This is a genomic window from Curtobacterium sp. ABR8 (genome assembly GCF_057812125.1).
Genome location: NZ_CM173818.1, coordinates 691,205 through 714,591 on the forward strand (window position 1 = coordinate 691,205; position 23,387 = coordinate 714,591).

The window sequence follows — 23,387 nt, forward strand, 5'->3', positions numbered from 1 at the left end:
TCACGTCAGCCGACAGGCGCACGTGATCCGGGCCTCCCGTCTTCCTGCCCCGGTCGCGTGCGCGCCCGGCCGCGCGTCGACCCGCTGGCTACGCCACGGGTTCGATGAGCTGCGGGCCGTCGTTCTTCACGCTGTTCACGGTGCGCGCGACCTCGTACTGTTCCAGGCCTGCCGCGACCGCCAGCGACTCGTGGTCGAGGAGCGCGAGGAGGTCGTCGGTGCCGAGCCCGCCGGCGTCGCCGCGCAGCCAGTCGTCGTAGCCGTCGGGCGTCAGGAACGCCGGCATGCGGTCGTGCACCTCGCCCGGGGCCACGTGCGCGTCCCGCGTGATGATCGCCAGCGACAACCGCCACTTGTCCGGGTCGCCCTCGGGCTTCGTCGGGTCAGGCCAGGCGCTCACGATCCCGGCCATCGCCAGGGCGCCACCGGGCTCGTGGACGAAATGGGGTTCCTTACCGTCCTCGCGCACCACCCACTCGTAGTAGCCCTGCGCCGGAACGATGCACCGGTTCGTCGCGAACGCCCGCTTGAACATGCCGCTCGTCGCGACCGTCTCGATGCGGGCGTTGATCGGCTTCGGGCGCTGCTTCTGGAAGTCCTTCGCCCAGCTCGGCACGAAGCCCCAGCTGATCTGCGGCAGCTCCCGTTCACCGTGCCGCTGGCGGACGGCGTACACGGGGTCGGTCGGGGCGACGTTCCAGCTCGGGGCGAGGCCGGCGTGCACCTCACCCGTGGCCTCGTCGACGTGCTCCGTCCGGGCCGCGAGCTCACCCATGAGCTCGGGCAACAGATCAGCCGTGGTGTCGGAGACGACGAACCTTCCACACATGCGCCCAGTGTGCTCCGTGCCCCCGACAGTCGCGCGGGGACCTCAGTCGCCCGGCAGTGAGAGCTTGCTGCCCTTCGGGGTGCCGGGCCGGCCGCGGGTGGGCGGAGCCGGCGGGACGGGCGGGAGCGCCTCGGCCTCGACACGCAGCTGCTCCTGGCGGCCGAGGGTGCGGATGCCCATGATGGCGGTGCCGCTCGAGATGACGAGCCACATGGACCACACACCGAGGAACACGATCATCCGGTCGCCGTCGACGGAGAACGTGAGGACGAAGACGACGGTGCCGAGGACGAGACCCACCCAGCTGGAGAACTGCAGGAACGAACGGGTGGCGGAGCGGACGATCTGGTCGCGGCTCTCCAGCAGACCGTGCAGCACGGCATCGCGGTGCTCGGGCTCCAACGCCGGAGGATTCCTGCCGTAGTAGCGGTCGATGGCCTCCTGCGTGCGCCAACCGATGCCCGGGATCGGCGGGGCGGCCCATCCCTTCGGACCGGCCGTCGCCAGCGATGCGCCGAAGCACCCGAAGCCGGCGGCGACCACGACCGCGACGACGACACCAGCGGGACCGGGAACGGGGTCGTCGAGGCGGTCCAGGAGCACCCCGACGAGGAGCAGCACGACGAACGTGGTCGCCGCGACGATCGCGCCGACGACCACCATGCGCCGACGGATGCGCTCGCCGATGACCTCGGGCAGTAGCTCCCGGTACACCTGCCACCCGATCCTGAACACGTGTCATGTCTACCCGGGCGCGACGCGGAGTGGCTCGGCCGGTCGGTACTTCGGGAGCAGAAATGGTCAAGTGCGCCTATGCGACCCGACCATTTCTGCTCACGAAGTGCACGGCACCCGCCCCGGACACGCCCGGCGGCACCGGCGTGCGCCGACGCCCGGTCCCGGTACCCCGGGCACGTGCAGCGATCGTCCAGGTGAGCGCGATGACCTCGGCTCCATGAGTCTCGACATCGTCTACACCGCAGCCGCCCACGCCACCGGAGGCGGCCGCGACGGGCACGTCCGCAGCGAGGACGACCGGCTCGACCTGGACACCCGCCCGCCCAAGGAGATGGGTGGCAGCGGCGAGGGCACCAACCCCGAGCAGCTGTTCGCCGCCGGGTACGCCGCGTGCTTCCTCGGCGCCCTGCACGCTGCGGGCAAGGAACTCGACCTCGACACCACCGGTGCCGAGGTCTCCGCCGAGGTCGGCATCGGCGGCACCGGCAACGGCGCCTTCGGCCTGGCGGTGGAGCTCGACGTCTACGCCCCGGCCGCGCCGCAGGAGCAGCGCCAGCGCCTGGCCGAGCGCGCGCACGAGATCTGCCCGTACTCGAACGCCACCCGCGGCAACATCACCGTCACGCTGTCGATCGTCGACTAGCGTTCCGGCGTGGTCACCGACGAGACGCGCTGCCCCTGCCTGAGCGGCAACCCCTACGGCGAGTGCTGCGGCCCCCTGCACGGCGGCGCAGCCGCGCCGACCGCGGAGCGCCTGATGCGCTCCCGCTTCAGCGCGTTCGCGCTGGGCCTGCCCGAGTACCTGCTGCTCACCTGGCACCCGCGCACCCGACCGGCGGCCCTCGAGTTGGACGCGTCCCAGCGTTGGACCCGGTTGGACGTCCTGACGACGACCTCGGGAGGCCCGTTCGACTCCCGGGGCACGGTCGCGTTCCGCGCGTGGTGGCGTTCCGACGACGACCGCGGCACGCTCGAGGAGACGAGCGAGTTCGTCCGCGAGCAGGGACGGTGGTTCTACGTGGACGGGGTCGTCGCCTGACGGCGGTCGCTAGCTGCTGATGACGGCGGGCAGGCCGACGGCGGTGCGCATCGCACGGCGAACGGCGGCCTCGTCGGGGAGGAGTTCGTCCTCGTCACCGGTCAGGAAGAAACGGATCTGCCCGATGGCCTGCTCGGTGAGCATGTCGAGGCCGTTCAGCACCCGGCCGCCGGCATCGGCCCAGCGCGACGCGGCGGCGGTCGGCCACGGCTCGTAGGCGACGTCGAACAGCACGGCGTCCGACCCCGAGAGCACCAGGTCGAGCGGGTCGGCCGCGCCGCCGGGCAGCGTTGACAGGACGAACCCGTGTCGGGTGCCGGGCAGGTCGGTGAGCGGCAGGACCTCGAGCGAGACGCCGAGCCGCACGGCCAGCTCCACGAGCGCGCCGGCCTTCGCGGTGTCGCGCAGGAAGACCCGCACGAGCGACGCCCCGAGCCGCACCGCCGCCGTGAGGGCGCTCGCCGCGGTCGCCCCGCCACCGAGGATCGTCGCCTCGCCGGGCAGGTGTCCGAGGGCCTCGACCGGGCGGACGAGTCCCTGGACGTCGGTGTTGGCGCCCGCGCGGACGACGGCGGACCCTTCGCGTCGGAACGCGACCGTGTTCGCGACCCCGAGCTCGTCGACGAGCGGGGTCGTACGGTTCAGGAGCGGCAGCACCTCGCGCTTGAGCGGCATCGTGAGACTCAGCCCGCGCCACTCGGGACCCAGCCCCGCGACGAACGCGTCGAGCCCGCCGGACGCGACCTCGTGCCTCCCGTACGACCACCCCAGCCCGAGTGCGGCGTAGGCCGCTTCGTGGAGCGTGGGGGAGAGCGAATGCGCGATGGGGGAGCCGAGCACCGCGAGGCGCGTACGGTCTGGATCTGGGGCGGCCACGATCACCCAGCCTATCCAGCCGGTTTCCTCCGCGCTCCGTTAGGTTAGGCTACCCTTCGTGATCCGCTCATCCCTCCGTCTCCGACGTGTCCTCGCCGCTGCGGGTGCCGTCGTCGCAGCCTCCCTCGTCCTCGCCGGCTGTGCCTCCGGCTCCGGTTCGTCCGAGTCGTCCTCGGCATCGTCGTCCGACGGTGCCTTCCCGGTGTCCATCACCACGGCACTCGGCACCACGACGATCGACTCGCAGCCCAAGCGCGTCGTCGCACTCGGCTGGGGCGACGCCGAGACGGCCCTCGAACTCGGCGTGCAGCCGGTCGGTGCGAGCGACTGGCTCGCCTTCGGTGGCGACGGCGTCGGCCCGTGGCTCAAGGACGCGTACACGAAGTCGCCGAAGATCATCCAGACGCTCGAGCCCAGCTACGAGGACATCCTCAAGCTGAACCCGGACCTGATCCTCGACGTGAAGTCGTCGGGCGACAAGGACCGCTACGACAAGCTGTCCGCGATCGCGCCGACCGTCGCGATCCCGAAGGGCGGCGAGAACTACCTCGCCTCGACCGAGCAGCAGACCACGATGATCGCGAAGGCGCTCGGCAAGGAGTCCGAGGGCAAGAAGCTGCTCTCCGACCTCGACGACGCCTACGCTGCGGCCCGCAAGGCCCACCCGGACTTCGAGGGCAAGTCCGCCGTCGTCGGCGCGTACAGCTCCGAGGGCTTCGGCGCGTACGCCTCCACCGACAGCCGCTCGTCGTTCATGAAGAACCTCGGGTTCACGATCCCGTCGGCCATCGACAAGGAGGCCGGCAAGGCGTTCTCCGTCACGCTGTCCGACGAGAACCTCGACCTGCTCGACGCCGACCTGACCCTGGTGCTGCCGATCTACGTCGACGCGTCGAAGGCCGAGTCGGACCCGCTGTTCCAGAAGGTGCCGTCGGTCGAGGCCGGCCACTACATCGTGTTCGACGACAAGGACGTGTCGTCGGCGTTCTCGATGGGCACGACCGCTGCGATCGAGTGGGCGCTCGACAAGCTGCCCGCGCAGTTCGAGGACAAGCTCGGCTAGCCCTGAACTGACCTGTTCTCCACCGCGAAAGCGACAGGGTGCCGCCGGTGTTCGGCGGCACCCTGTCGCGTTCGCGTGGTGGGGCTGACGGTGTGGCCGAGACGGCTCAGACGGGAAAGCTCGAACCGAGCAGCGCGAAGAGCAGGGCGATCAGCGGGAGCGTGCCCTGCTTGAACGCCGAGTTGAGGTACTTGCGGCCGGAGCCGACCAGGATCACCGCGGCGCCGAGCATGCTCGCGGTCGAGAACACCACGAGGGTCCAACCGGTCACGGTGTTGCCCGCGAGCACCAGCACGACACCGAGGATCGCCCCGATCGCCAGGAACAGGTTGTAGAACCCCTGGTTGAACGCGAGGGAGCGGGTCGCGTCGGCCTCGGTCTCGGACGCGATGCCGAACACCTTGCGGGCGCGTGGACTCGTCCAGATGATGGATTCGAGGAACCAGATGTACACGTGGACGAGGCCAGCGAGGACCGCACACACGCCCGAGATCACGAGCAAGACCGACATGTGCTCATTCTCGCAGGCGTCGGCAGGGTTCGGCTGCGCGTCCGCCAGTAGGCTCGGGGCATGAGCGACGACGTCACCCTGCCCGAGCCCGAAGCGACGGCCGTCGCCGAACTCCGGAGCATCCGGCAGAGCATCGACAACATCGACGCCGCCGTCATCCACATGCTCGCCGAGCGCTTCAAGTACACGCAGCGGGTGGGGCACCTGAAGGCCGAATCGGGCATGCCCGCCGCGGACCCGGACCGCGAACAGGTCCAGGTCGCACGGCTCCGAAGCCTCGCCGCCGAGGCACACCTCGACCCCGCCTTCGCCGAGAAGTTCCTCAACTTCATCGTCGCCGAGGTCATCCACCACCACGAGCGCATCGCCGGACGCGACGAATGAGCGTCGACCTGCCGACCCTGCTCGTCGGTTCCTACACGGCCACCGGCGGCGGGAACGCGACCGGTATCTCCCTGGTCGACGGCGGCGCTGCCCGCGCCGGCGCTCGTACCGTCGCGGTGCTCGACGACCCCTCGTTCCTCGCCGTTTCGGGCGACCGTGTCTACGCCGTGTCCGAGACGAACGATGGCGGCGTCTCGGCCTTCCGGCTGCAGAACGGAGCGCTCGAACACCTGTGGGACGCCTCCGCCGGCGGTGACGCCCCGTGCCACGTGCGGGTCGACCCGTCCGGGGCGCTCGTCGTCACCAACTACGTCTCCGGCACGGTGACCGCCATCTCGCTCGCGGCGGCCGAGTCGTTCTCCGCCTCGGTGCTCGCGAGCGACGGCGTCGTCCTGCCCGCCGACGGCGTGCACGGACGGACCGACCGGCTCGCCGTCCCCGCCTCCGCGATCGCGGTCGCGACGCTCCCCGCCGGCACCGGCCCGGTGCAGGACCGGCAGGACGCGCCGCACGCCCACCAGTCCGTGGCGACGCCGGACGGCACCGTGCTCGTCGCGGACCTCGGCGGCGACGCGCTGCACGAGTTCCGCGTGACCGTGTCGGCCGACGGCGTCCCCACGATCGAGCCGTTGCGCGTGCACCACGTGGCGGCCGGTGTCGGTCCGCGGCACCTGGCCTGGTACGCAGGGGACCTGTTCGTCGCCGGTGAGCTCGACGGCGCGGTCCACCGACTCCGCCGCGACGAGTCCGGATCGCTCGTCACGATCGCCTCGACCCCGACGTTCGAGGGAGCGGTGGGGGAGTCGCTCCTCAGCCACATCGAGGTCGACGACGCCGGACTCGTGACCGTCGCCGTCCGTGGCCGCGACCGGATCGTGGTGCTCGACGCTGCCGACGGTGGGCTCGCGCTCATCGGGTCCGCGTCGTGCGGCGGCGCCTGGCCTCGGCACTTCGCCCGGGTGCCCGGGTACGTGCTCGTCGCCAACGAACGGTCGGACGCCATCGCCGTGCTGCCGGTCGGTGCGGACGGTGTGCCGGGCGAGGCCGTGGAACAGATCGCCGTCGGGACCCCGACGTGCATCGTCCCGCTCTGACCATGACCGAGGTCGACCCGTACACCCTGGTCGTCGGGGCGCCGCCGCTGGCGGACTACCTGCGGCTGCGTCAGGACTCCGGACTCTCGCCGAAGGACGCCGAGCAGGGCGCCGGGGCGATCGCCGGCAGCTGGTCGGCGTGCCACGTCGTGGACGCCGGCGGCACACCGGTGGCGATGGGTCGGACGATCGGCGACGGCGGGTGGTACTTCCACGTCGCCGACATCGCCACCGATCCCGACCACCAGCGCCGTGGGCTCGGACGCCGTGTGGTCGAGTGGCTGCTCGAGGACGTCCGCGACCGAGCACCCGCCGGGGCCTACGTCACGCTCGTGGGGGATCCGCCCGGTCAGCGGCTGTACCGGTCGCTGGGGTTCGACGACGTCGCGCCGAGTCTCGGCATGGCACTCCGACTGGACTGACGGGGACCGGTCGCTAACGCTCGATCAGGTTCTCGAACGGGCGACCGTCGGCCAGCGCGGCGACCTGCCGGCGCATCAGCTCGATCGACCGCGGGACGCTCAGATCGGTGTTGCCCCCGACGTGCGGCGTCAGCACCGTGTTCGGGGTCGTCCACAGCGGGTGGCCGTCCGTCAGCGGCTCCGGGTCGGTGACGTCGAGTGCCGCGAACAGTCGCTCGGACTGCAGCTCCGCCACGAGTGCATCGGTGTCGACGACCTTGCCGCGGGCGACGTTCACCACCAGGGCGCCGTCGGGGAGGGCAGCGAGGAGCTCGGCGTCGACCAGGCGTTCGGTCTCGTCCGTCAGCGGCGCGATGAGCACCAGGACGTCCGTCGTCGGTGCCAGCTCCAGCAGCTCCCCGAACGCGTGCACGTGTCGGCCGTCCTGCTCGCGAGCGGTGCGGGCCACCACGGTGACCTCGGTGCGGAACGCCTCGAAGCGGGTGGCGATCGCAGACCCGATCGCGCCGTACCCGACGACCGTGACCCGGCGGTCGGCCAGCGAGCGGGTCTCCCGGGCGTCCCAGACGCCGTTCGCGCGGTCGGCCTGGAACGCCGAGATCTCCCGCAGCGAGGTCAGCGCCAACCCGACGGCGAGCTCGGCGGTCTCGTCGTCGTGGATGCCCCGACCGTTCGCCAGCTGGGCGTGACCGGGCACGTGCGGCACCGCGTGCTCGTAGCCGGCGCTCGGCAGCTGCAGGAGCTCGAGCGCCGGCAGGTCGTGCACGAACTGCCAGCGGTGCCGTCCACCGAAGTAGAACGGCAGGAACGTGATGGCGACGTCGTCCGGGCGACCGTACGGCGCCTCGACGTCCCACACGTCCAGCTCGATGCCGTCCGGCACGGGGCCGAACCGGTCGACGAGTTCCGCGAAGGGCAGGGTGACGATGGGCACGCGGTGTCCGCCGGGCCTAGGAGTCCGTGCGCGGCGAGAAGGCACCGTCGGAGTCGAGCGGCCCGCGGCCGACGTACCCCTCGGTGACGTCCTCGACGATCACGTCGCCGAAGCGGGCCGGCAGCGTCGCGTTGTGCGTGCCGCGGAGCTCGTCCAGCGTCGCCGTGAACGCACCCTGGACCTCGAGCGCGTTCGACGTGGCGTCGGTCACACCGATGCGCAGGACCGGGAAGCCCCGGCCGTCGCACAGGCCCTGGAAGCGGACATCGTCCTCGCGCCGGACGGTCACGATGACGCGACCGGTCGACTCGGAGAACAGCGCGGTCGCCGTGTCGACGCCGTCGCGCGACTCGAGCTCGTCGAGCACCACGCGGGCACCGAGACCGAAGCGGAGCACCGACTCGGCGAGCGACTGGCCGAGGCCACCGTCCGCCAGGTCGTGCGCGCTCGTCAGCAGCTGCTCGCCGCTCGCGGCGAAGAGCAGCTCGGCGAGCTCCTTCTCGCGTCCGAGGTCCACTGCCGGCGGGCGACCGCCGAGGTGTCCGTGCACCGTGCCGGCCCAGGCCGACCCGTCGAGCTCGAGGCTCGTCGTGCCGAGCAGGTAGATGTTGTGGCCGTCGTCCTGCCAGCCGGACGGGACGCGCTTGGCGACGTCGTCGATGACACCGAGCACGCCGACGACCGGGGTCGGGTGGATCGGGGTGGTGCCGGTCTGGTTGTAGAACGACACGTTGCCGCCGGTGACCGGGATGCCGAGCTCCATGCAGCCGTCGGCCAGGCCCTCGACCGCCTCGGAGAACTGCCACATGACCTCGGGGTTCTCGGGGGAGCCGAAGTTCAGGCAGTCGGTGACCGCGGCGGGGACGGCACCGGTGACGGCGACGTTGCGGTACGCCTCGGCCAGGGCCAGGCGCGCGCCCTGCTTCGGGTCGAGCTGGCAGTAGCGGCCGTTGGCGTCGGTCGCGATCGCGACACCGAGCCCGGTCTCCTCGTCGACGCGGATCATGCCGCCGTCGTCGGGGAAGGAGAGCGCGGTGTTGCCGAGCACGTAGGTGTCGTACTGGTTCGTGACCCAGTTCTTCGACGACAGGTTCGGCGAACCGAGCAGGCTGAGGAACTGCGCCTTGAGCGCGGGGCCGTCGGCCGGCCGGTCGAGCGAGGCAGCGGTGTCGGCCTGCAGCGCGTCGATCCAGGTCGGGTAGGCGACCGGGCGGTCGTAGACCGGGCCGTCGACGGCGACGGTGCGCGGGTCGACGTTCACGATCTCCTGGCCCTGCCAGTCGATGACGAGACGGCCGGTGCCGGTGACCTCGCCCAGGACGCTGGTCTCGACCTCCCACTTGCCGACGACGCTCAGGAACTCGTCGAGCTTGTCGGGGCGGACGACCGCCATCATGCGCTCCTGGCTCTCCGACATCAGGATCTCTTCGGCCGTGAGCGTGGGGTCGCGCAGCAGGACGTCGTCGAGCGAGATGTGCATGCCGCCGTCGCCGTTGCTCGCGAGCTCGGATGTGGCGCAGGAGATGCCCGCGGCGCCGAGGTCCTGGATGCCCTCGACCAATTCCTTCTGGAACAGCTCGAGGCAGCACTCGATCAGGACCTTCTCGGCGAAGGGGTCACCGACCTGGACGGCGGGACGCTTGGTCGGGCCACCCTCGGTGAAGGTGTCGGACGCCAGGATCGATGCGCCGCCGATGCCGTCGCCACCGGTGCGGGCACCGAACAGCACGACCTTGTTGCCGGCGCCGGATGCGTTCGCCAGGTGCAGGTCCTCGTGCCGCAGGACACCGACCGCCAGGGCGTTGACCAGCGGGTTGCCCTGGTACACCGGGTCGAAGTACGTCTCGCCGCCGATGTTCGGCAGGCCGAGGCAGTTGCCGTAGAACGAGATGCCGCCGACCACGCCGTGCACGACGCGGGCGGTGTCCTCGTGGTCGATCGCGCCGAAGCGGAGCTGGTCCATGACGGCGACCGGGCGTGCACCCATCGAGATGATGTCGCGGACGATGCCGCCGACACCGGTCGCGGCGCCCTGGTACGGCTCGACGTAGGACGGGTGGTTGTGCGACTCGACCTTGAAGGTCACCGCCCAGCCGTTCCCGACGTCGACGACACCGGCGTTCTCGCCCATGCCGACCATCAGGTTCTTCGTCATCTCCGGCGTGACCTTCTTGCCGAACTGACGGAGGTAGTTCTTCGAGGACTTGTAGGAGCAGTGCTCGGACCACATGACGGAGTACATCGCCAGCTCGCCCGAGGTGGGGCGGCGGCCGAGGATCTCCTTGATGCGGGCGTACTCGTCCGGCTTCAGGCCGAGCGCGTCGTACGGCTGGTCCTTGTCGGGAGTCGCCGCGGCATCCTGCACGGTGTCGGGCTTCGGGCGCACGTAAGTCGTCACGGTGTTGTCGTTCCCTGTCACTGGAGTCGCGGTCGTCACTTGACGAGCGTCGACTCGATCACGGAGGTGAAGAAGGTGAGGCCGTCCGTGCCGGAGGCCATGGCAGCGGCGGTGTCCGGGCCGAAGCCGGGCTCGGTCGCGTGCTCGGGGTGCGGCATCAGGCCCACGACGTTGCCGCGCTCGTTCGAGACGCCGGCGATGTCGTCGATCGAGCCGTTCGGGTTCACGCCCACGTAGCGGAAGACGACCTGGCCGTTGTCCTCGATGCGCTTGATCTCGTCGGCGTCGGCGACGAACCGGCCGTCGGCGTTCTTGAGCGGGATCGTGATCTCCTGCTGCGCGGTGAACCCCGAGGTCCAGGCCGTCGAGGTGGTCTCGACGCGGAGCTTCTGGTCGCGGCGGATGAACTGCTGGTGCGCGTTGCGGGTGTGCGCCCCGGGGACCAGACGGGCCTCGGCCAGCATCTGGAAGCCGTTGCAGATGCCGAGCACGGGCATGCCCTTGCCGGCGGCGTCGATGACCTCGGCCATGATCGGCGCCTTCGCGGCGATCGCTCCGGCGCGCAGGTAGTCGCCGTACGAGAACCCGCCGGGCAGCACGATCGCGTCGACGCCCTGCAGGTCGTGGTCGCCGTGCCAGAGCGCGACGGGGTCGGCGCCGGCGAGACGGACCGCGCGCTGGGCGTCGCGGTCGTCGAGCGAGCCGGGGAAGGTGATGACGCCGATGCGCATCCGGGTCACTGGCCTTCGACGGTCACGGAGACGACGTCCTCGATGACCGCGTTCGAGAAGACGTCGGCGGCGATGTCGCGGACCTCGGCCAGCTTGGCGTCGTCGACGGGGCCGTCGACGGTCACCTCGAAACGCTTGCCGATGCGGACGTTGGTCAGGTCGGCCTTGCCCAGGCGTGCGAGGGCGTTGCCCACCGCCTTGCCCTGGGGGTCGAGGATCTCAGCCTTGGGCATGACCTCGACGACGATCGTTGGCACGTGTTCTCTCCAGCACTTCAGGGGTGGGGGGACGCGACCAGTCTACGGGGCGCGCGCGACACGCCGGGACGGATCCGGGCCTCCTGTGGAGGGCGAGCTGTGCGTTTGCTCACGTGTGTTCCACTCCGTATATTCGACGTCGAATAGTCCAGTCCGAAGACTGCCGCATCGATCCGTCAGGAGGCCCGCATGGCGTCGCTCACACCGCTCGCGTTCGCCGCGCTCGACCTGCTGAACGAGGCGCCGATGCACCCGTACGAGATGTTCCAGACGATGCTCCACCGGCAGGAGGAGCGGAACGTCAAGGTCCGCCCGGGCACCCTGTACCACCAGGTCGGCCGCCTCGCCGAACTCGGGTTCGCCCAGGTCGTGGGCACCGACCGCGACGGCAACCGCCCGGAGCGCACCACCTACACGATCACCGACGCCGGCCGCGCAGCGCTCGCCGACGGCCTCCGCCGCATGGTGGCCGAGCCCGCCGACGAGTACCCGGAGTTCCACCTGGCGCTCTCCGTCCTCGAGAACCTGCCGCAGGCCGAGGCGGTCGATGCCGTCCGGGCACGGATCGTCGCGCTCGAACGGGAGCGCGACGACTACGACGAGGCGCTCCAGCGCGTGCACGCCAAGCAGCTCACCGAGCGCTACTGGCTCGACGTGTCGTACGTCCGTGCGATGCTCGCCGCGCAGATCGAGTGGCTCAGCACCACCGTCGACCGCATCGCCAGCGGCGACCTCCCCTGGGACGGCCCGGCCGTCCCCACAGACACTGACTTCCCCACGAACAGCAAGGACACCACTCGATGACCACCGTCACGCCTCCGCGGACGACCGAGAAGAAGCCGTGGCCCGCCCTCTGGGCGCTCGTCGTCGGCTTCTTCATGATCCTCGTCGACTCGACCATCGTGTCGGTCGCCACCCCCACCATCGCGCAGAAGCTCGACGCGGACATCAACGCCGTGATCTGGGTGACGAGCGCGTACCTGCTCGCCTACGCCGTGCCGCTGCTCATCACGGGCCGGCTCGGTGACCGCTTCGGCCCGAAGGTCATGTACCAGATCGGCCTCGTGGTCTTCACGCTCGCCAGTCTGTGGTGCGGCCTGGCCGGCTCGATCGAGGTGCTCATCGTCGCCCGCGTCGTGCAGGGCCTCGGCGCCGCGATGATGAGCCCGCAGACGATGTCCGTCATCACGCGCATCTTCCCGCCGCAGAAGCGCGGCGCGGCGATGGGTCTGTGGGGCGCCGTCGCCGGTGTCGCCTCGCTCGTCGGCCCGATCGTCGGCGGCCTGCTCGTCGACGGCTTCGGGTGGGAGTGGATCTTCTTCGTGAACGTCCCCGTGGGCGTCGTCGCGTTCGTCCTGGCGCAGCGCTTCGTGCCGTCGTTCGACCGCCACGGCCACCGCTTCGACTACCTCGGGATCTTCCTGTCCGCGGTCGGTCTGTTCCTGCTCGTCTTCGGCATCCAAGAGGGCGAGACCTACGACTGGGGCACCATCGCCGGCCCGATCTCGGTGTGGGCCCTGATCATCGCCGGCCTGGTCGTCCTCGCCGGGTTCGTGGTCTGGCAGGGCACGCAGAAGGGCGAGCCGCTGCTGCCCCTCGGCCTGTTCAAGGACCGCAACTTCACGCTCGCCAACGTCGCCATCACGGCCGTCGGTGTCGCGATCGCCTCGTTCGCCCTGCCGATCATGCTCTGGGCGCAGGACGTCCTGCGCTTCTCGCCGACCCAGGCTGCGCTGCTCCTCGTGCCGCAGGCCGTGCTGTCCGCCGGCCTCGCCCCGCTCGTCGGCAAGAACCTCAACCGCTGGAACCCGCGCTGGGTCGCCGCGTTCGGCCTCGCCTGCTTCTCGGCCGGGCTGTTCTGGTTCGGCGCCCTGCTGTCGTCGAGCGCCGACTGGGGATGGGTGCTCCTGCCGAGCGCGCTCCTCGGCATCGCGAACGCCTGCATGTGGGGCCCGCTGTCCGTCTCGGCGACGCGCAACCTGCCGCCGAAGCTGGCCGGTGCCGGCTCGGGCGTCTACAACACCACGCGGCAGATCGGTGCGGTCCTCGGGTCGGCCGGCATCGCCGCGCTGATGGAGGCCCGGATCACCGCGAACTTCCCGTCCTCGACCGGCGGGGTGTCCGCGGGCGGAGCCGAGCAGCAGGTCGGCGCACTGCCGGGCGCACTGCTCGAGCCCTTCTCGCGTGCCATGGGCGAGTCGCTGTTCCTGCCGGCGATCGTGCTCGTCGCGGCGATCGTGGCGGCGCTGTTCCTGGCGAAGCCGAAGCAGACCGTCGCCTGGCAGCAGACCGGTGGCGTGACCACCCAGCCCGGCGCCGAGGGCACTGCACCGACCGAGGGCGACGCGAAGCCGACCGAGCACGGCGCGCACGCTGCGGCCGCTGCTCCGGCGACGCCCGAGGCCGAGCTCGCCGCGATCGACCACCACGGCAAGCACGCCGACGCCTGACCCGCGCCGACCACACGGGCCCCGGGCTGCTCGCACGAGCGGCCCGGGGCCCGCGTGCGACCGGGGCCCAGGGTCCGGGGCCCGGGCAGAGTCGTTGCGGCTGCGGGGGTGCGACACCGTCGACGTCGTATGACAACGGTTCTGTCGCAGTCCCGCGGCTGCAACAGTTGCGGCCGCGGGCTTGCGACACCCTCGACGTCGTGCGACATCGAGGTTGTCGTTCCGGGTCGCCGCCGCCCCCGCCCCCGCGCTCACCCGCGGCGCTGCAAGTGCGCCCGCGTCAGCTCGTCGATCTGCTCGTCGGTCAGGGCGTCGACGGCGTGGGCCTCGCGGCGATCGGTCCGCTGCCACCGGATGAACAGCGAGATGAGCACGGGGATGTCCGCCACCTCGGCGATGAACCACAGCAGGTCACCCGCCAGGTGCTGATCGCGCAGCGGGGACGGGAACCACGGCTGCCCGACCGCCTGCACCACCGAGCCGTCGAGCACGTGGTTCGTGATCCGCAGCACGATGCCCGGCACCGCGTCGATCATCAGCTCGACGAACGCGAGCAGGAACTCCGCGGTGACGAACGTCGACGACCGCAGCACCCCGGGCTCGGACAGCGGGGCGAGCAGTCCGAAGCCGAGCGCCGGCACCGTCACCGTGATGACGACGGCCCAGACGGACGATCCCCGCAGGGTTGCCGCGAACGGTGTCAGCAACAGGCCGAACAGGACGAGGGCGACCAGCGGCGCGACGATCGCGTTGCCGAGCAGACGCACTGGACGCGACCGCAGGGCGGCGTCTGCGGCGCGCGCGAGGCGATCCGGGCCTCCTGTCCGGAGCAACGACACGGGCGCACCGAGCGCGGCGAAGGTGGGGACCGCGAAGAAGAGCAGGGCGGACCGCAGGACGAACGCCCACCGCAGCTGCTGGTCGTGCACGCCGACGATGCCGAACTGCAGGATCCCGAACAACACCAGTGCCGCGACGAAGGCGAGGGTGCGCCACCAGGGCCAGCGCGCGCCGCGGCGGGCAGCACCGACGACCCACCAGCCGTACGCGACCGCGGCGACGACGATCATCGCCGCTGACAGGGGGTCGAACCGCCAGGTGCTCCAGAACTCGGGTGTCGACGGCGTCGGGTGCCTCCTGCGGATCGGCCTCGTGCCATCCTCTGCCCGGCGTGTGTGCCGGCGCAGACCCCAGCGGCTCCGATCGGTGAGAACCGGTTCAGATCCGGGTGACGCCCCGGGCCGGCGTGGTCCGCGAGAGCAACCACACCCCGATCGGCACCGCGACGGCGCCGATGACCGCGACCCCGAACGACAGGTGCAGCTGCATCACGAGGAACGCCGGACCGATCGTACAGACCGCCGCGACGGCGACGACGGGCCACGACGGACGGTCGGCCGAGGGCAGTAGGCGGGGGAGCGGGCGGTCGAACCAGCGCAGCGCCCGAGCGACCCCGAGCGCGACGGCGAGCACCACGACCAGTGCGACGACACGGGACGCCCACCACGGACCGGAGCCCGGCGTCGGGAACGGCACCCCGACCAGCAGGGCGACCCCGTTCAGCGCGATGAAGAGCGGCAGGTGCCAGAGGTAGATGGTCATGCCGTCCCGACCGAGCACGAACACGGCGCCGAGCGCGGCCCTGGTGCGCATCAGGCGGGTGAGCGGGGCGTGCACGAGCTGGACCAGGCAGGCCTGTGCGATCGCGAGGAACGCCAGCGGGAGCATCGGCGGGTTGAGGTCCTGCAGCATGTCCGGTGCCCACAGCCCGATCGAGGTCATCGGGACGAGCAGGGCGTAGGCGACGACCGCCACCGCGAGCAGGAGCGCCTTCGAGCGCCGCGCGAACCAGCCGTCGGCCCAGAGGAACCCGAGCTGCTGGGCGAAGAGCCACACCGGTCCGAGGTTGAGCAGTCCGACCTCGGCGACCCCGGTGGCCAGGCGGATCGCGTCGACCGCTCCGGCGAGCAGCAGCAGGACGCCGAGGGTGGCCCACGGTGCCCACTCGTGCAGGCGCATCATCAGTGGCACGCAGCACTGCGTGATGCCGTACGCGGCGAGGAACCAGAGCGGCGAACCGATGCCGAACGCGACCTCGGCGAGGAGGTCCGGCGGGGTGCCGGCGGCCGTCGCCACCCCGAGCCCGAGTGCGAGGAACACGAACAGCGGGACCGCCGGCCGGAACAGGCGCACCAGCCGGGTGGCCAGGTAGTCGCGCGCGGGGCTCGGTGCGCCGCGGGCGACGGTGCTGCGCCAGCCGGTCGCGCTCGCGAAGCCGCCGACCACGAAGAAGAGGGGCATCACCTGCCCGACCCAGGTGGCGGCGACGTACCACGGGAGCTCCTGCAGGGGGCTCGTCACCCGGACCCCCTGGTCGTCGGCGGCGACGCCGACCATCGTGACGTGCACGATGACGACGAGGACGACGCAGGCCGTCCGGATGAGGTCGACGACCAGGTCCCGCTTCGCGATGATCCCCCGGACGTCCGGTGCGCTGTTCGCCTGTTCAGGCAGACCTTGGCTCGTGGACATGTCCGGACGCTAGCGTGCGGAACGGTCGGTCCAGGATCGTCCCAGCTGATCGCGACCGGATCGTGACACTTCGTATTCCGGTAGCGGCATGCGTCATCACGCTGACCGTCGGCAGAAGCTCGTGTACAGTGGTCACGTTGTCTTGATTCCTGCAAAAGAAAGGCTCAGCATGGACGCCGACGCCGATCTGCTCCGCACCTCGGGCCTCCGGGTGACCACACCGCGACTCGCGGTGCTGCGCGCGACCGAGTCGATGCCGCACGCCACCGCCGACGACATCGTCACGGCACTCACCGCGGAACTCCCGACGACCAGCCACCAGGCCGTCTACGGGGTCCTCGCCGCACTCACCGGTGTCGGGCTCGTCCGACGCATCGAGCCGGCAGGTAGCCCCGCGCGCTACGAGCGACGGACCGGGGACAACCACCACCACATCGTCTGCACGCTGTGCGGCGCGATCGAGGACGTCGACTGCGCCGTCGGACACTCGCCCTGCCTGACCCCGTCGGACGCGCACGGCTTCGCCGTCACCACCGCCGAGGTCACCTACTGGGGCATCTGCGAGCGCTGCGCCGCGGCCGAGCGCGACGACGCGGGCGCAGAGGCGCCCGACGCAGGCGCAAGCGTCCCCGGCGCAAGCGCAGGCGCCCCCGGCGCAAGCGCAGACGCCCCCGACGCCCCGCGCGTCCCCTGAACCACCCGAGCACCCCTGACCGAACCAACCGTTCCACCCAAGGAGGAACCGTGTCCGACCAGAACACGACCGGCACCCCGTCCGGCACCCCCACCACCACGACCAACTCCGGCGCTCCCGTCTCGAGCGACGAGCACTCGATGGGCGTCGGGGCCGACGGCCCCCTCGCCTTGCACGACCACTACCTGGTCGAGAAGCTCGCGCAGTTCAACCGCGAGCGCGTGCCGGAGCGCGTCGTCCACGCGAAGGGCGGCGGAGCGTTCGGTACCTTCACCGTCACGCAGGACATCAGCAAGTACACCCGCGCCGCGTTCCTGCAGCCGGGCCAGCAGACCGAGATGCTCACGCGCTTCTCGTCCGTCGCCGGCGAGCAGGGTTCGCCCGACACGTGGCGCGACCCCCGCGGCTTCGCGCTGAAGTTCTACACGTCCGAGGGCAACTACGACCTCGTCGGCAACAACACCCCGGTCTTCTTCATCCGCGACGGCATCAAGTTCCCCGACTTCATCCGCTCGCAGAAGCGTCTGCCCGGCTCGCACCTGCGCGACCACGACATGCAGTGGGACTTCTGGACCCTGTCGCCCGAGTCGGCGCACCAGGTCACCTGGCTCATGGGCGACCGTGGCCTGCCGGCGAGCTGGCGTGAGATGGACGGCTTCGGTTCGCACACGTACCAGTGGATCAACGCCGAGGGCGAGCGCTTCTGGGTGAAGTACCACTTCCTGACCGAGCAGGGCCACAAGACCCTGACGCAGGAGGACGCCGACCGCATCGCCGGTGAGGACGCGGACTTCCACATCCGTGACCTGCACGCCGCGATCGAGCGTGGCGACTTCCCGCGCTGGACGCTCAAGGTGCAGATCATGCCCTACGCGGACGCCGAGTCGTACCGGTTCAACCCGTTCGACCTGACGAAGGTGTGGCCGCACGCGGACTACCCGCTCATCGAGGTCGGCACGATGGAGCTCAACCGCAACCCGGAGAACTACTTCGCGCAGATCGAGCAGGCGACGTTCGCGCCGTCGAACTTCGTGCCCGGCATCGCGGCGAGCCCCGACAAGATGCTCCTGGCGCGCATCTTCAGCTACGCGGACGCCCACCGCTACCGCGTCGGCACGAACCACGCGCAGCTGCCGGTGAACGCCCCGAAGAACGAGGTGCACTCGTACTCGAAGGACGGCGCCATGCGCTTCGACTTCCAGAAGTCCGAGGTGCCGGTGTACGCCCCGAACTCGCTCGGCGGCGCGCACGCCGACCCGACCGCGACCGACGACGTGCCCGGTTGGGAGTCGGACGGCGCGCTGCAGCGCTCCGCCGCGACCCTGCACCCGGAGGACGACGACTTCGGCCAGGCCGGCACGATGGTCCGCGAGGTCCTCGACGACGCCGCCCGTGAGCGCCTGGTCGGCAACATCGCCGGTCACGTCTCGAAGGTGACGCGTGACGACCTGCGCGAGCGTGTCTTCGCGTACTGGACGAACGTCGACGCCGACCTCGGTGCGCGCGTGCGCGCCGCGGTCGTGCCGAGCGCGCCGGGTTCGAACGAGGACCCGGAGACGGTGGCCGTCGAGGCGTAAGCCCCGCTCCACCACCTGACGGACGGGAGGCACGGTGCCAGCTGGCACCGTGCCTCCCGTCCGTTGGTCTGAAGCGGTTCTAGACCTGCTGGCCGTTCAGCCAGATCGGTCCTGCTGGCCAGTCCTCGAGCTGTGCTGCCACCGGCAGCACCATCCAGCCGCCCTGGTCGGTCATCGGCAGGCCGGCGCCCTCGGCCGTGAACGCCGTGTAGTCGGCGACCACGTCGTCGAAGTGGTGCCAGCCGAGGTTCGCGTAGAAGGGGATGCGGTTCTCGCCCGCGCCGAGGAATCCGTACGGCACCGCCAGGCCCTCGAGCACCGTGTGTGCCCGCTCCATGAGTTCGCGGCCCCTGCCCGTTCCCTGCAGTCGGGGCGACACGGCGACGAGGCCGGTGTCGCCGACGAGCAGGTCCTGGCCGCCGACCGTGATGAACATGCGGCGGATCCCGACGTGCGCCAGGACGACGCCGTCCTGGTCGCGGGCGAGGACCCGGCGCTCGGGCTGCATGCCGGACCAGCTGCGGCCGCCCACGTACCAGTGGGACCAGTCCGGGAACGCCTGCCCCAGCAGTGCTGCGATCGCTTCGTGGTCGGGGAGCGAGAGGGAGCTCTCCTCGAGCACCTCCCACCGGATGTCATCAGTCACGCGTCCATCCTGCCCGGATGTGGTGGAGATCGTTGCGTTCGCTTGGTCCGGCAAAGCGACAGATCGCCGCGAACCGTTCGCGGCGATCTGTCGCTTCGGCGGGTGTCTCCCGCCGGGATTGCGTGGATCTGTCGCTCTGGTGCAGCCGACGAACCCATTTGGTTGACGCGTCAACCAAACGGGCGCACACTGGTGCCATGCACACGCAGGACCTCCTCGCCGCCGACACCGGGATGGGTGCCGTCACCCTCCGCGTCGCGAACCTCGACCGGATGATCGGCTACTACCGCGACGGCGTCCAGCTCGCGCTGCTCTCGAACGAAGGCGGCGTCGCCGTGCTGGGGCGACCGGGCGCCGGTGGTCTGGCGATCCCGATCGTGATCCTCGAGCACGCGCCGTCGATGCAGCACGCGGCCCCCCACGACGCCGGCCTGTTCCACACCGCGATCCTGTTCGACACCCGGGCAGACCTGGCCGCGGCGCTGTACTCGGTCGCGACGAAGTTCCCGCAGACCTTCACCGGCAGCGCCGACCACCTGGTGAGCAACGCGTTCTACTTCACCGATCCCGAGGGCAACGGCGTCGAGCTGTACTGGGACCGCGACCGCACCGAGTGGTCGTGGACGCACGGCATGGTCGACATGGACACGAAGTACGTCGACCCGAACGCGTTCCTGCAGGAGCACCTGACGCAGGACGCCCTGGACACCGCCGCGGAGCGCCCGGGCAAGGTCGGCCACGTGCACCTGTCGGTCGGCGACGTCGCCAGCGCGAAGGCGTTCTACGTCGACAAGCTCGGCTTCGCGACGACGGCCGGGTGGGGTGAGGCCCTGTTCGTCAGCGCCGGCGGGTACCACCACCACATGGCGATGAACACCTGGAACTCCCGCGGGGCCGGGCGCCGCCAGCTCGCCCTCGGGCTCGGACTCGTGCGGATCGAGGTGCCGGGGGCCGACGACCTCGGCGCCCTCGTGTCGCGCATGCACGACACCGGGGTGCAGACCGCCGACGACGGCCGGACGGTCGCGTTCGAGGACCCGTGGGCGAACCGCATCGAGGTGACCGCGCCCGGTCGCGGCTGACGAGCGGGTCGCGAGGGGCCGAGTCTCGGCTGGCTGCCGCCGGTCAGGCGCGGTTCGAGATCCCGCCGTCGGACGTCAGCAGCTGGCCGTTCACCCAGGCGCCCTGCTCCGAGCAGAGGAACCCGACGAGCGCCGCGGTGTCCGACGGTCGACCGAGCCGGCCGAGCGGCGTCCCCTCGACCGCCCAGCGCTTGACGTCGTCGGACATCCACCCGGTGTCGTTCGGGCCGGGGTTCACGACGTTCGCGCTGACGCCCAGGCTGCCGAGCTCCTTCGCGGCGCCGAACACGATGCGGTCGAGCGCACCCTTCGAGGCCCCGTACGGCAGGTTGTACGCGATGTGGTCGCTCGTCAGTGCGACGATCCGCCGACGGTCGCGTGGTGCGGCGTCGCCGGCGCGCTCGAGTGCAGCCGCGTACGCCTGCACGAGCAGGAACGGCGCGCGGGCGTTGACGGCGAAGTGCCGGTCCCACGACTCGACGGTCGTGGTCCGGAAGTCCGAGTCCACCGATTCGCAGTGCGACATCACCAGCGCGGTGACGGGCGCGCCCGCCTCCGCCTCGGCACGGCCGACCAGCGCGGCAGCCTGTTCCGGGTCCTCCAGGTCGACCGGGAGGCGCGTCACGCGCGCACCCACCGACTCGCACTCCTGCACGACGGACTCGACCCCGTCGGGATCTGCCCCACCGCTCACGCGGTCGTCGTACGGGCCCCACCACGAGATGGCCAGGTCCCAGCCGTCGGTCGCCAGCCGGGTGGCGAGCGCCGCGCCGATGCCGGCTCTGCGGCCCACGCCGGTCACCAGGGCGAGTGGTCGTGCGGACGTCATGCGGGCCTCCTCTTCGGTGCTCCGTCGCACCGATCGCCACCCAGTCTGCCGGAACCGGGCACGCGCGTGGCCACCGCACTCGGCGTCCTGTCGGCGAGGAGCGGCACGCGAGGGCCAAGATGGACGGATGCCACGCACACGACCACCGCTCGGACGAGGACCCCGCGGCGGTCGTCCGGACCCGCGCGACCTGCCGATCGAGCACGTCCGTGACCGGATGTCGTCCTACATCTACGGCAACATCACGGTGCTCGCCGCCGCGATCGCCGTCGACCCGGCCGCGATCCACCACGGTTCGGCGATCTGGGCCGTCCTGGCGACCGCGGTGCTGACCTACCTGGCGCACGTCCTCGCGCACCTGGTGGCGCACGGGCTCGGCGGCGACGAGTCCGAGACCGACGACGCCCGGCGCGAATCGGTCGCGACGATCATGCGGAACGCGAACCCCATCGCGACGTCCGGGCTCATCCCCGCGGTGCTGTACGCGGTGGCGTGGGCCGGGTGGATCCCGGCGGGGTGGGCGCAGACGGCGGCCCTGGTCATCCTGGTGGTGCGCATCGGGATGGTCGGTGTCTTCATGCAGCGGTTCAGTGGCAAGCGCCCCACGTTCCTCGGGCTCTGGGGCGGCATCGTGCTGGCCGCCGTGGCGTTCGTGATCGGTCTCGTGAAGGTGGTGTTGACGCATTGAGTGCCGCCGAGTCCGAGCCGAAGCCGAAGCGGGCCGGCTGGAGGTTCCTCCGCGACCTCGTGGTCATCGTCGTCGTGGCGCTGCTGGCGTCGTTCCTGGTGAAGACCTACCTGGTCCGGGCCTTCTCCATCCCGTCCGGGTCGATGGAGAACACGCTGCTCATCGGCGACCGCGTGCTCGTCAACGAACTCGTCCCCGGCGCCGTCCCGCTGCAGCGCGGTGACGTCGTCGTGTTCCAGGACCCGGGCGGCTGGCTCGGCACCGGGCAGGGCGACGACCTTATCAAGCGCGTCATCGGTCTGCCGGGCGACACCGTGTCGTGCTGCGGCACCGGTGGTCACCTGTCGGTGAACGGCCACCCGGTCGACGAACCGTACGTGGTGCCCGAGATCGGGTCGGACCGGGTCTCCGGCACCGACTTCGACATCACCGTGCCGGAGGGGCGCATCTGGGTGATGGGCGACAACCGGTACAACTCGGCGGACTCGCGGGTGCACGGCACGGTGCCGGTCGACGACGTGGTCGGTCGTGCGTTCATCACCACGTGGCCGGTGTCGCGGTGGACGGTGCTCTCGCGGTACGCCGACGAGTGGGACCAGGTGCCGGACCCGTCCTGAGCGGTCCTGAGCGGTCCGGGGCGGTCGTTGCCCGCCCCCGCCGTCCGGTGCGGTAGCGTTCCGGTTCCCGGGCCGGACCGTCCGGCGCAGAGCGGGGGGAGGCACTGTTCCGATGGACGCTGTGCCCGACGACGCTGTGCCGATGGACGCAGCGCCCGACGACGCTGCGCCGATGGACGCTGTGCCCATGGACGCTGCGCCGATGGACTACGTGACCGGGGGTGACGCGGACCTGTCGATCCGGCGCATCGGGACGCCCGGACACCGGTCCGGCACGATCGGGCCCCGTCCGGACCACGTGGTCTTCTGGCTCGCCGACGGCCGTGCCCGTCTGACCGCGGACGACGGCTCGACCTGGGACGTCGGCGCCGAACGCCCGATGATGCTCTCCGCGTCCGTGGCGTACGGCTTCGACACCGACGCCACAGCCATGACCCTGCTGCACCTGGCGCCGGCCCTGCTCGGCGACCGTGACGGCGTGGCCGACTTCCGCCAGCCGGACGCCGCCGACCCCCGGATCGAGCCGCTCCGGGCACTGCTGCGCGACGTCACCGATCGGGTGCTCGACCCGGCGCTGCCGGCCGACGAGCGGGCCGCGGTGAACCGGCGCATCGCCACCGTCGTGCTGTCCACGTTCGCGCCGTCGCGATCGGACGTCGAGCACCGGATGCGTCGCGCGATCCGCTTCGTGCACGACCAGGCCGGCCGGCCGCTCTCGGTGGGCGACATCGCGGCCTCGTGCGGCCTGACCGAGCGGGGCGTGCAGGCCCTCTTCCGCCGGCGTCTCGGAGTGACGCCGATGCAGTACCTGCGCGAGGTCCGACTCGACCGGGTCCACCTCGAGCTCGGGCGCTCACGCTCCGGAGTGCTGCTGGTGAGCGACGTCGCCCGACGGTGGCAGTTCACGCACCTCGGACGCTTCGCTGCGCACTACCGCGCGCGCTTCGGCGAGCAACCGCACGAGACCATCGCCCGAGGACCCGGCGCCGTCTGAGA

Annotated in this window: 26 protein-coding genes; 14 read left to right on the plus strand and 12 right to left on the minus strand. The window is 71.1% G+C overall.

The features are described from left to right. Nucleotides 1-88: 88 nt before the first annotated feature. Entirely contained in the window at nucleotides 89-829 is a 741-nt protein-coding gene (locus ACXKZB_RS03355; protein ID WP_488824709.1) for an SOS response-associated peptidase, read from the minus strand. 42 nt (nucleotides 830-871) lie between these two features. Beyond that, nucleotides 872-1,564 carry a hypothetical protein gene (locus ACXKZB_RS03360; RefSeq protein WP_488824710.1) on the minus strand — a complete coding sequence of 231 codons (693 nt, stop codon included), beginning with the start codon at nucleotides 1,562-1,564 and terminating at the stop codon, nucleotides 872-874. Between the two features lie 220 nt (nucleotides 1,565-1,784). On the opposite strand from ACXKZB_RS03360, the gene ACXKZB_RS03365 reads away from it, so the two are divergent. Together ACXKZB_RS03365 and ACXKZB_RS03370 are read left to right on the plus strand one after the other, a co-directional pair. Beyond that, complete coding sequence (locus tag ACXKZB_RS03365) at nucleotides 1,785-2,210, plus strand: organic hydroperoxide resistance protein (protein WP_123310325.1); 426 nt, start codon at nucleotides 1,785-1,787, stop codon at nucleotides 2,208-2,210. Nucleotides 2,211-2,219: 9 nt separating this feature from the next. Next, a complete protein-coding gene (locus ACXKZB_RS03370) occupies nucleotides 2,220-2,606 on the plus strand; it encodes a YchJ family protein (protein WP_488824711.1) in 387 nt (128 codons plus the stop codon). 9 nt (nucleotides 2,607-2,615) lie between these two features. Here ACXKZB_RS03370 and ACXKZB_RS03375 read toward each other — a convergent pair whose 3' ends face one another. Beyond that, entirely contained in the window at nucleotides 2,616-3,446 is an 831-nt protein-coding gene (locus tag ACXKZB_RS03375) for a shikimate dehydrogenase family protein (protein ID WP_488824712.1), read from the minus strand. Nucleotides 3,447-3,540: 94 nt separating this feature from the next. On the opposite strand from ACXKZB_RS03375, the gene ACXKZB_RS03380 reads away from it, so the two are divergent. Next, nucleotides 3,541-4,545, plus strand: a complete 1,005-nt coding sequence (locus ACXKZB_RS03380; RefSeq protein ID WP_123310319.1) for an iron-siderophore ABC transporter substrate-binding protein — start codon at nucleotides 3,541-3,543, stop codon at nucleotides 4,543-4,545. Nucleotides 4,546-4,651: 106 nt separating this feature from the next. Here the strand turns inward: ACXKZB_RS03380 and ACXKZB_RS03385 are convergent, their stop codons facing one another. Then, a complete protein-coding gene (locus ACXKZB_RS03385) occupies nucleotides 4,652-5,056 on the minus strand; it encodes a DUF1304 domain-containing protein (protein ID WP_123310317.1) in 405 nt (134 codons plus the stop codon). A gap of 60 nt (nucleotides 5,057-5,116) precedes the next feature. On the opposite strand from ACXKZB_RS03385, the gene ACXKZB_RS03390 reads away from it, so the two are divergent. Genes ACXKZB_RS03390 through ACXKZB_RS03400 form a run of 3 tightly spaced genes read left to right on the plus strand, consistent with a single transcriptional unit; the run spans nucleotide 5,117 to nucleotide 6,956 of the window. Continuing rightward, nucleotides 5,117-5,440, plus strand: a complete 324-nt coding sequence (locus ACXKZB_RS03390) for a chorismate mutase (RefSeq protein WP_488824713.1) — start codon at nucleotides 5,117-5,119, stop codon at nucleotides 5,438-5,440. Next, nucleotides 5,437-6,534: a lactonase family protein gene (locus ACXKZB_RS03395; RefSeq protein ID WP_488824714.1), complete on the plus strand. Its 1,098-nt coding sequence runs from the start codon at nucleotides 5,437-5,439 to the stop codon at nucleotides 6,532-6,534. Before ACXKZB_RS03390 ends, ACXKZB_RS03395 begins: the two co-directional genes overlap by 4 nt. A 2-nt stretch (nucleotides 6,535-6,536) precedes the next feature. Further along, the gene (locus ACXKZB_RS03400) at nucleotides 6,537-6,956 is read left to right on the plus strand and encodes a GNAT family N-acetyltransferase (RefSeq protein WP_488824715.1); all 420 of its coding nucleotides are present in this window, start codon (nucleotides 6,537-6,539) and stop codon (nucleotides 6,954-6,956) included. Nucleotides 6,957-6,969: 13 nt separating this feature from the next. Here the strand turns inward: ACXKZB_RS03400 and ACXKZB_RS03405 are convergent, their stop codons facing one another. From ACXKZB_RS03405 to purS, 4 genes are read right to left on the minus strand one after another with little or no spacing between them, the layout of a single operon-like run. Continuing rightward, the gene (locus ACXKZB_RS03405; protein WP_185021223.1) at nucleotides 6,970-7,890 is read right to left on the minus strand and encodes a 2-hydroxyacid dehydrogenase; all 921 of its coding nucleotides are present in this window, start codon (nucleotides 7,888-7,890) and stop codon (nucleotides 6,970-6,972) included. 16 nt (nucleotides 7,891-7,906) lie between these two features. Next, complete coding sequence (gene purL / locus ACXKZB_RS03410; protein WP_258373281.1) at nucleotides 7,907-10,288, minus strand: phosphoribosylformylglycinamidine synthase subunit PurL; 2,382 nt, start codon at nucleotides 10,286-10,288, stop codon at nucleotides 7,907-7,909. A gap of 35 nt (nucleotides 10,289-10,323) precedes the next feature. Further along, a complete protein-coding gene (gene purQ / locus ACXKZB_RS03415; RefSeq protein WP_111085606.1) occupies nucleotides 10,324-11,019 on the minus strand; it encodes a phosphoribosylformylglycinamidine synthase subunit PurQ in 696 nt (231 codons plus the stop codon). 5 nt (nucleotides 11,020-11,024) lie between these two features. Continuing rightward, entirely contained in the window at nucleotides 11,025-11,276 is a 252-nt protein-coding gene (purS, locus tag ACXKZB_RS03420; protein ID WP_017886272.1) for a phosphoribosylformylglycinamidine synthase subunit PurS, read from the minus strand. A 189-nt stretch (nucleotides 11,277-11,465) separates the two neighbouring features. Between purS and ACXKZB_RS03425 the strand changes: the two genes are divergently transcribed. After that, nucleotides 11,466-12,080, plus strand: a complete 615-nt coding sequence (locus ACXKZB_RS03425) for a PadR family transcriptional regulator (RefSeq protein ID WP_488824716.1) — start codon at nucleotides 11,466-11,468, stop codon at nucleotides 12,078-12,080. Continuing rightward, on the plus strand, nucleotides 12,077-13,726 hold the full coding sequence (locus ACXKZB_RS03430; protein WP_488824717.1) for a DHA2 family efflux MFS transporter permease subunit: 1,650 nt from the start codon (nucleotides 12,077-12,079) through the stop codon (nucleotides 13,724-13,726). Before ACXKZB_RS03425 ends, ACXKZB_RS03430 begins: the two co-directional genes overlap by 4 nt. 251 nt (nucleotides 13,727-13,977) lie before the next feature. Here ACXKZB_RS03430 and ACXKZB_RS03435 read toward each other — a convergent pair whose 3' ends face one another. Beyond that, a complete protein-coding gene (locus tag ACXKZB_RS03435; protein ID WP_488824718.1) occupies nucleotides 13,978-14,796 on the minus strand; it encodes a cytochrome c oxidase assembly protein in 819 nt (272 codons plus the stop codon). 148 nt (nucleotides 14,797-14,944) lie between these two features. Further along, entirely contained in the window at nucleotides 14,945-16,258 is a 1,314-nt protein-coding gene (locus ACXKZB_RS03440) for an acyltransferase family protein (RefSeq protein WP_488824719.1), read from the minus strand. Nucleotides 16,259-16,427: 169 nt separating this feature from the next. Between ACXKZB_RS03440 and ACXKZB_RS03445 the strand changes: the two genes are divergently transcribed. Both ACXKZB_RS03445 and ACXKZB_RS03450 read left to right on the plus strand, forming a co-directional pair. Beyond that, a complete protein-coding gene (locus ACXKZB_RS03445; RefSeq protein WP_488824720.1) occupies nucleotides 16,428-16,952 on the plus strand; it encodes a Fur family transcriptional regulator in 525 nt (174 codons plus the stop codon). Between the two features lie 50 nt (nucleotides 16,953-17,002). Further along, a complete protein-coding gene (locus ACXKZB_RS03450; RefSeq protein ID WP_123310303.1) occupies nucleotides 17,003-18,529 on the plus strand; it encodes a catalase in 1,527 nt (508 codons plus the stop codon). Nucleotides 18,530-18,608: 79 nt separating this feature from the next. Here ACXKZB_RS03450 and ACXKZB_RS03455 read toward each other — a convergent pair whose 3' ends face one another. Next, complete coding sequence (locus ACXKZB_RS03455) at nucleotides 18,609-19,175, minus strand: GNAT family N-acetyltransferase (RefSeq protein ID WP_488824721.1); 567 nt, start codon at nucleotides 19,173-19,175, stop codon at nucleotides 18,609-18,611. Nucleotides 19,176-19,372: 197 nt separating this feature from the next. Between ACXKZB_RS03455 and ACXKZB_RS03460 the strand changes: the two genes are divergently transcribed. Continuing rightward, the gene (locus ACXKZB_RS03460; RefSeq protein WP_488824722.1) at nucleotides 19,373-20,257 is read left to right on the plus strand and encodes a VOC family protein; all 885 of its coding nucleotides are present in this window, start codon (nucleotides 19,373-19,375) and stop codon (nucleotides 20,255-20,257) included. A 43-nt stretch (nucleotides 20,258-20,300) separates the two neighbouring features. Here the strand turns inward: ACXKZB_RS03460 and ACXKZB_RS03465 are convergent, their stop codons facing one another. Beyond that, complete coding sequence (locus tag ACXKZB_RS03465; protein ID WP_488824723.1) at nucleotides 20,301-21,086, minus strand: SDR family oxidoreductase; 786 nt, start codon at nucleotides 21,084-21,086, stop codon at nucleotides 20,301-20,303. A gap of 127 nt (nucleotides 21,087-21,213) precedes the next feature. Between ACXKZB_RS03465 and ACXKZB_RS03470 the strand changes: the two genes are divergently transcribed. From ACXKZB_RS03470 to ACXKZB_RS03480, 3 genes are all read left to right on the plus strand, one after another. Continuing rightward, nucleotides 21,214-21,774 carry a hypothetical protein gene (locus tag ACXKZB_RS03470; RefSeq protein WP_488824724.1) on the plus strand — a complete coding sequence of 187 codons (561 nt, stop codon included), beginning with the start codon at nucleotides 21,214-21,216 and terminating at the stop codon, nucleotides 21,772-21,774. Then, a complete protein-coding gene (gene lepB, locus ACXKZB_RS03475) occupies nucleotides 21,771-22,391 on the plus strand; it encodes a signal peptidase I (RefSeq protein ID WP_488824725.1) in 621 nt (206 codons plus the stop codon). Before ACXKZB_RS03470 ends, lepB begins: the two co-directional genes overlap by 4 nt. Before the next feature lie 172 nt (nucleotides 22,392-22,563). Beyond that, on the plus strand, nucleotides 22,564-23,385 hold the full coding sequence (locus ACXKZB_RS03480) for a helix-turn-helix transcriptional regulator (protein WP_488824726.1): 822 nt from the start codon (nucleotides 22,564-22,566) through the stop codon (nucleotides 23,383-23,385). Nucleotides 23,386-23,387 lie beyond the last annotated feature (2 nt).

What these genes read in the sequence shown, in the direction of transcription:
- ACXKZB_RS03355 (WP_488824709.1), bottom strand. Translation starts at nt 829, where the DNA reads ATGTGTGGAAGGTTCGTCGTCTCCGACACCACGGCTGATCTGTTGCCC.
- ACXKZB_RS03365 (WP_123310325.1), top strand. Translation starts at nt 1,785, where the DNA reads ATGAGTCTCGACATCGTCTACACCGCAGCCGCCCACGCCACCGGAGGC.
- ACXKZB_RS03385 (WP_123310317.1), bottom strand. Translation starts at nt 5,056, where the DNA reads ATGTCGGTCTTGCTCGTGATCTCGGGCGTGTGTGCGGTCCTCGCTGGC.
- ACXKZB_RS03390 (WP_488824713.1), top strand. Translation starts at nt 5,117, where the DNA reads ATGAGCGACGACGTCACCCTGCCCGAGCCCGAAGCGACGGCCGTCGCC.
- ACXKZB_RS03395 (WP_488824714.1), top strand. Translation starts at nt 5,437, where the DNA reads ATGAGCGTCGACCTGCCGACCCTGCTCGTCGGTTCCTACACGGCCACC.
- ACXKZB_RS03400 (WP_488824715.1), top strand. Translation starts at nt 6,537, where the DNA reads ATGACCGAGGTCGACCCGTACACCCTGGTCGTCGGGGCGCCGCCGCTG.
- purQ (WP_111085606.1), bottom strand. Translation starts at nt 11,019, where the DNA reads ATGCGCATCGGCGTCATCACCTTCCCCGGCTCGCTCGACGACCGCGAC.
- ACXKZB_RS03425 (WP_488824716.1), top strand. Translation starts at nt 11,466, where the DNA reads ATGGCGTCGCTCACACCGCTCGCGTTCGCCGCGCTCGACCTGCTGAAC.
- ACXKZB_RS03430 (WP_488824717.1), top strand. Translation starts at nt 12,077, where the DNA reads ATGACCACCGTCACGCCTCCGCGGACGACCGAGAAGAAGCCGTGGCCC.
- ACXKZB_RS03435 (WP_488824718.1), bottom strand. Translation starts at nt 14,796, where the DNA reads ATGATCGTCGTCGCCGCGGTCGCGTACGGCTGGTGGGTCGTCGGTGCT.
- ACXKZB_RS03440 (WP_488824719.1), bottom strand. Translation starts at nt 16,258, where the DNA reads ATGTCCACGAGCCAAGGTCTGCCTGAACAGGCGAACAGCGCACCGGAC.
- ACXKZB_RS03445 (WP_488824720.1), top strand. Translation starts at nt 16,428, where the DNA reads ATGGACGCCGACGCCGATCTGCTCCGCACCTCGGGCCTCCGGGTGACC.
- ACXKZB_RS03460 (WP_488824722.1), top strand. Translation starts at nt 19,373, where the DNA reads ATGCACACGCAGGACCTCCTCGCCGCCGACACCGGGATGGGTGCCGTC.
- ACXKZB_RS03465 (WP_488824723.1), bottom strand. Translation starts at nt 21,086, where the DNA reads ATGACGTCCGCACGACCACTCGCCCTGGTGACCGGCGTGGGCCGCAGA.
- ACXKZB_RS03470 (WP_488824724.1), top strand. Translation starts at nt 21,214, where the DNA reads ATGCCACGCACACGACCACCGCTCGGACGAGGACCCCGCGGCGGTCGT.
- ACXKZB_RS03480 (WP_488824726.1), top strand. Translation starts at nt 22,564, where the DNA reads ATGGACGCTGTGCCCATGGACGCTGCGCCGATGGACTACGTGACCGGG.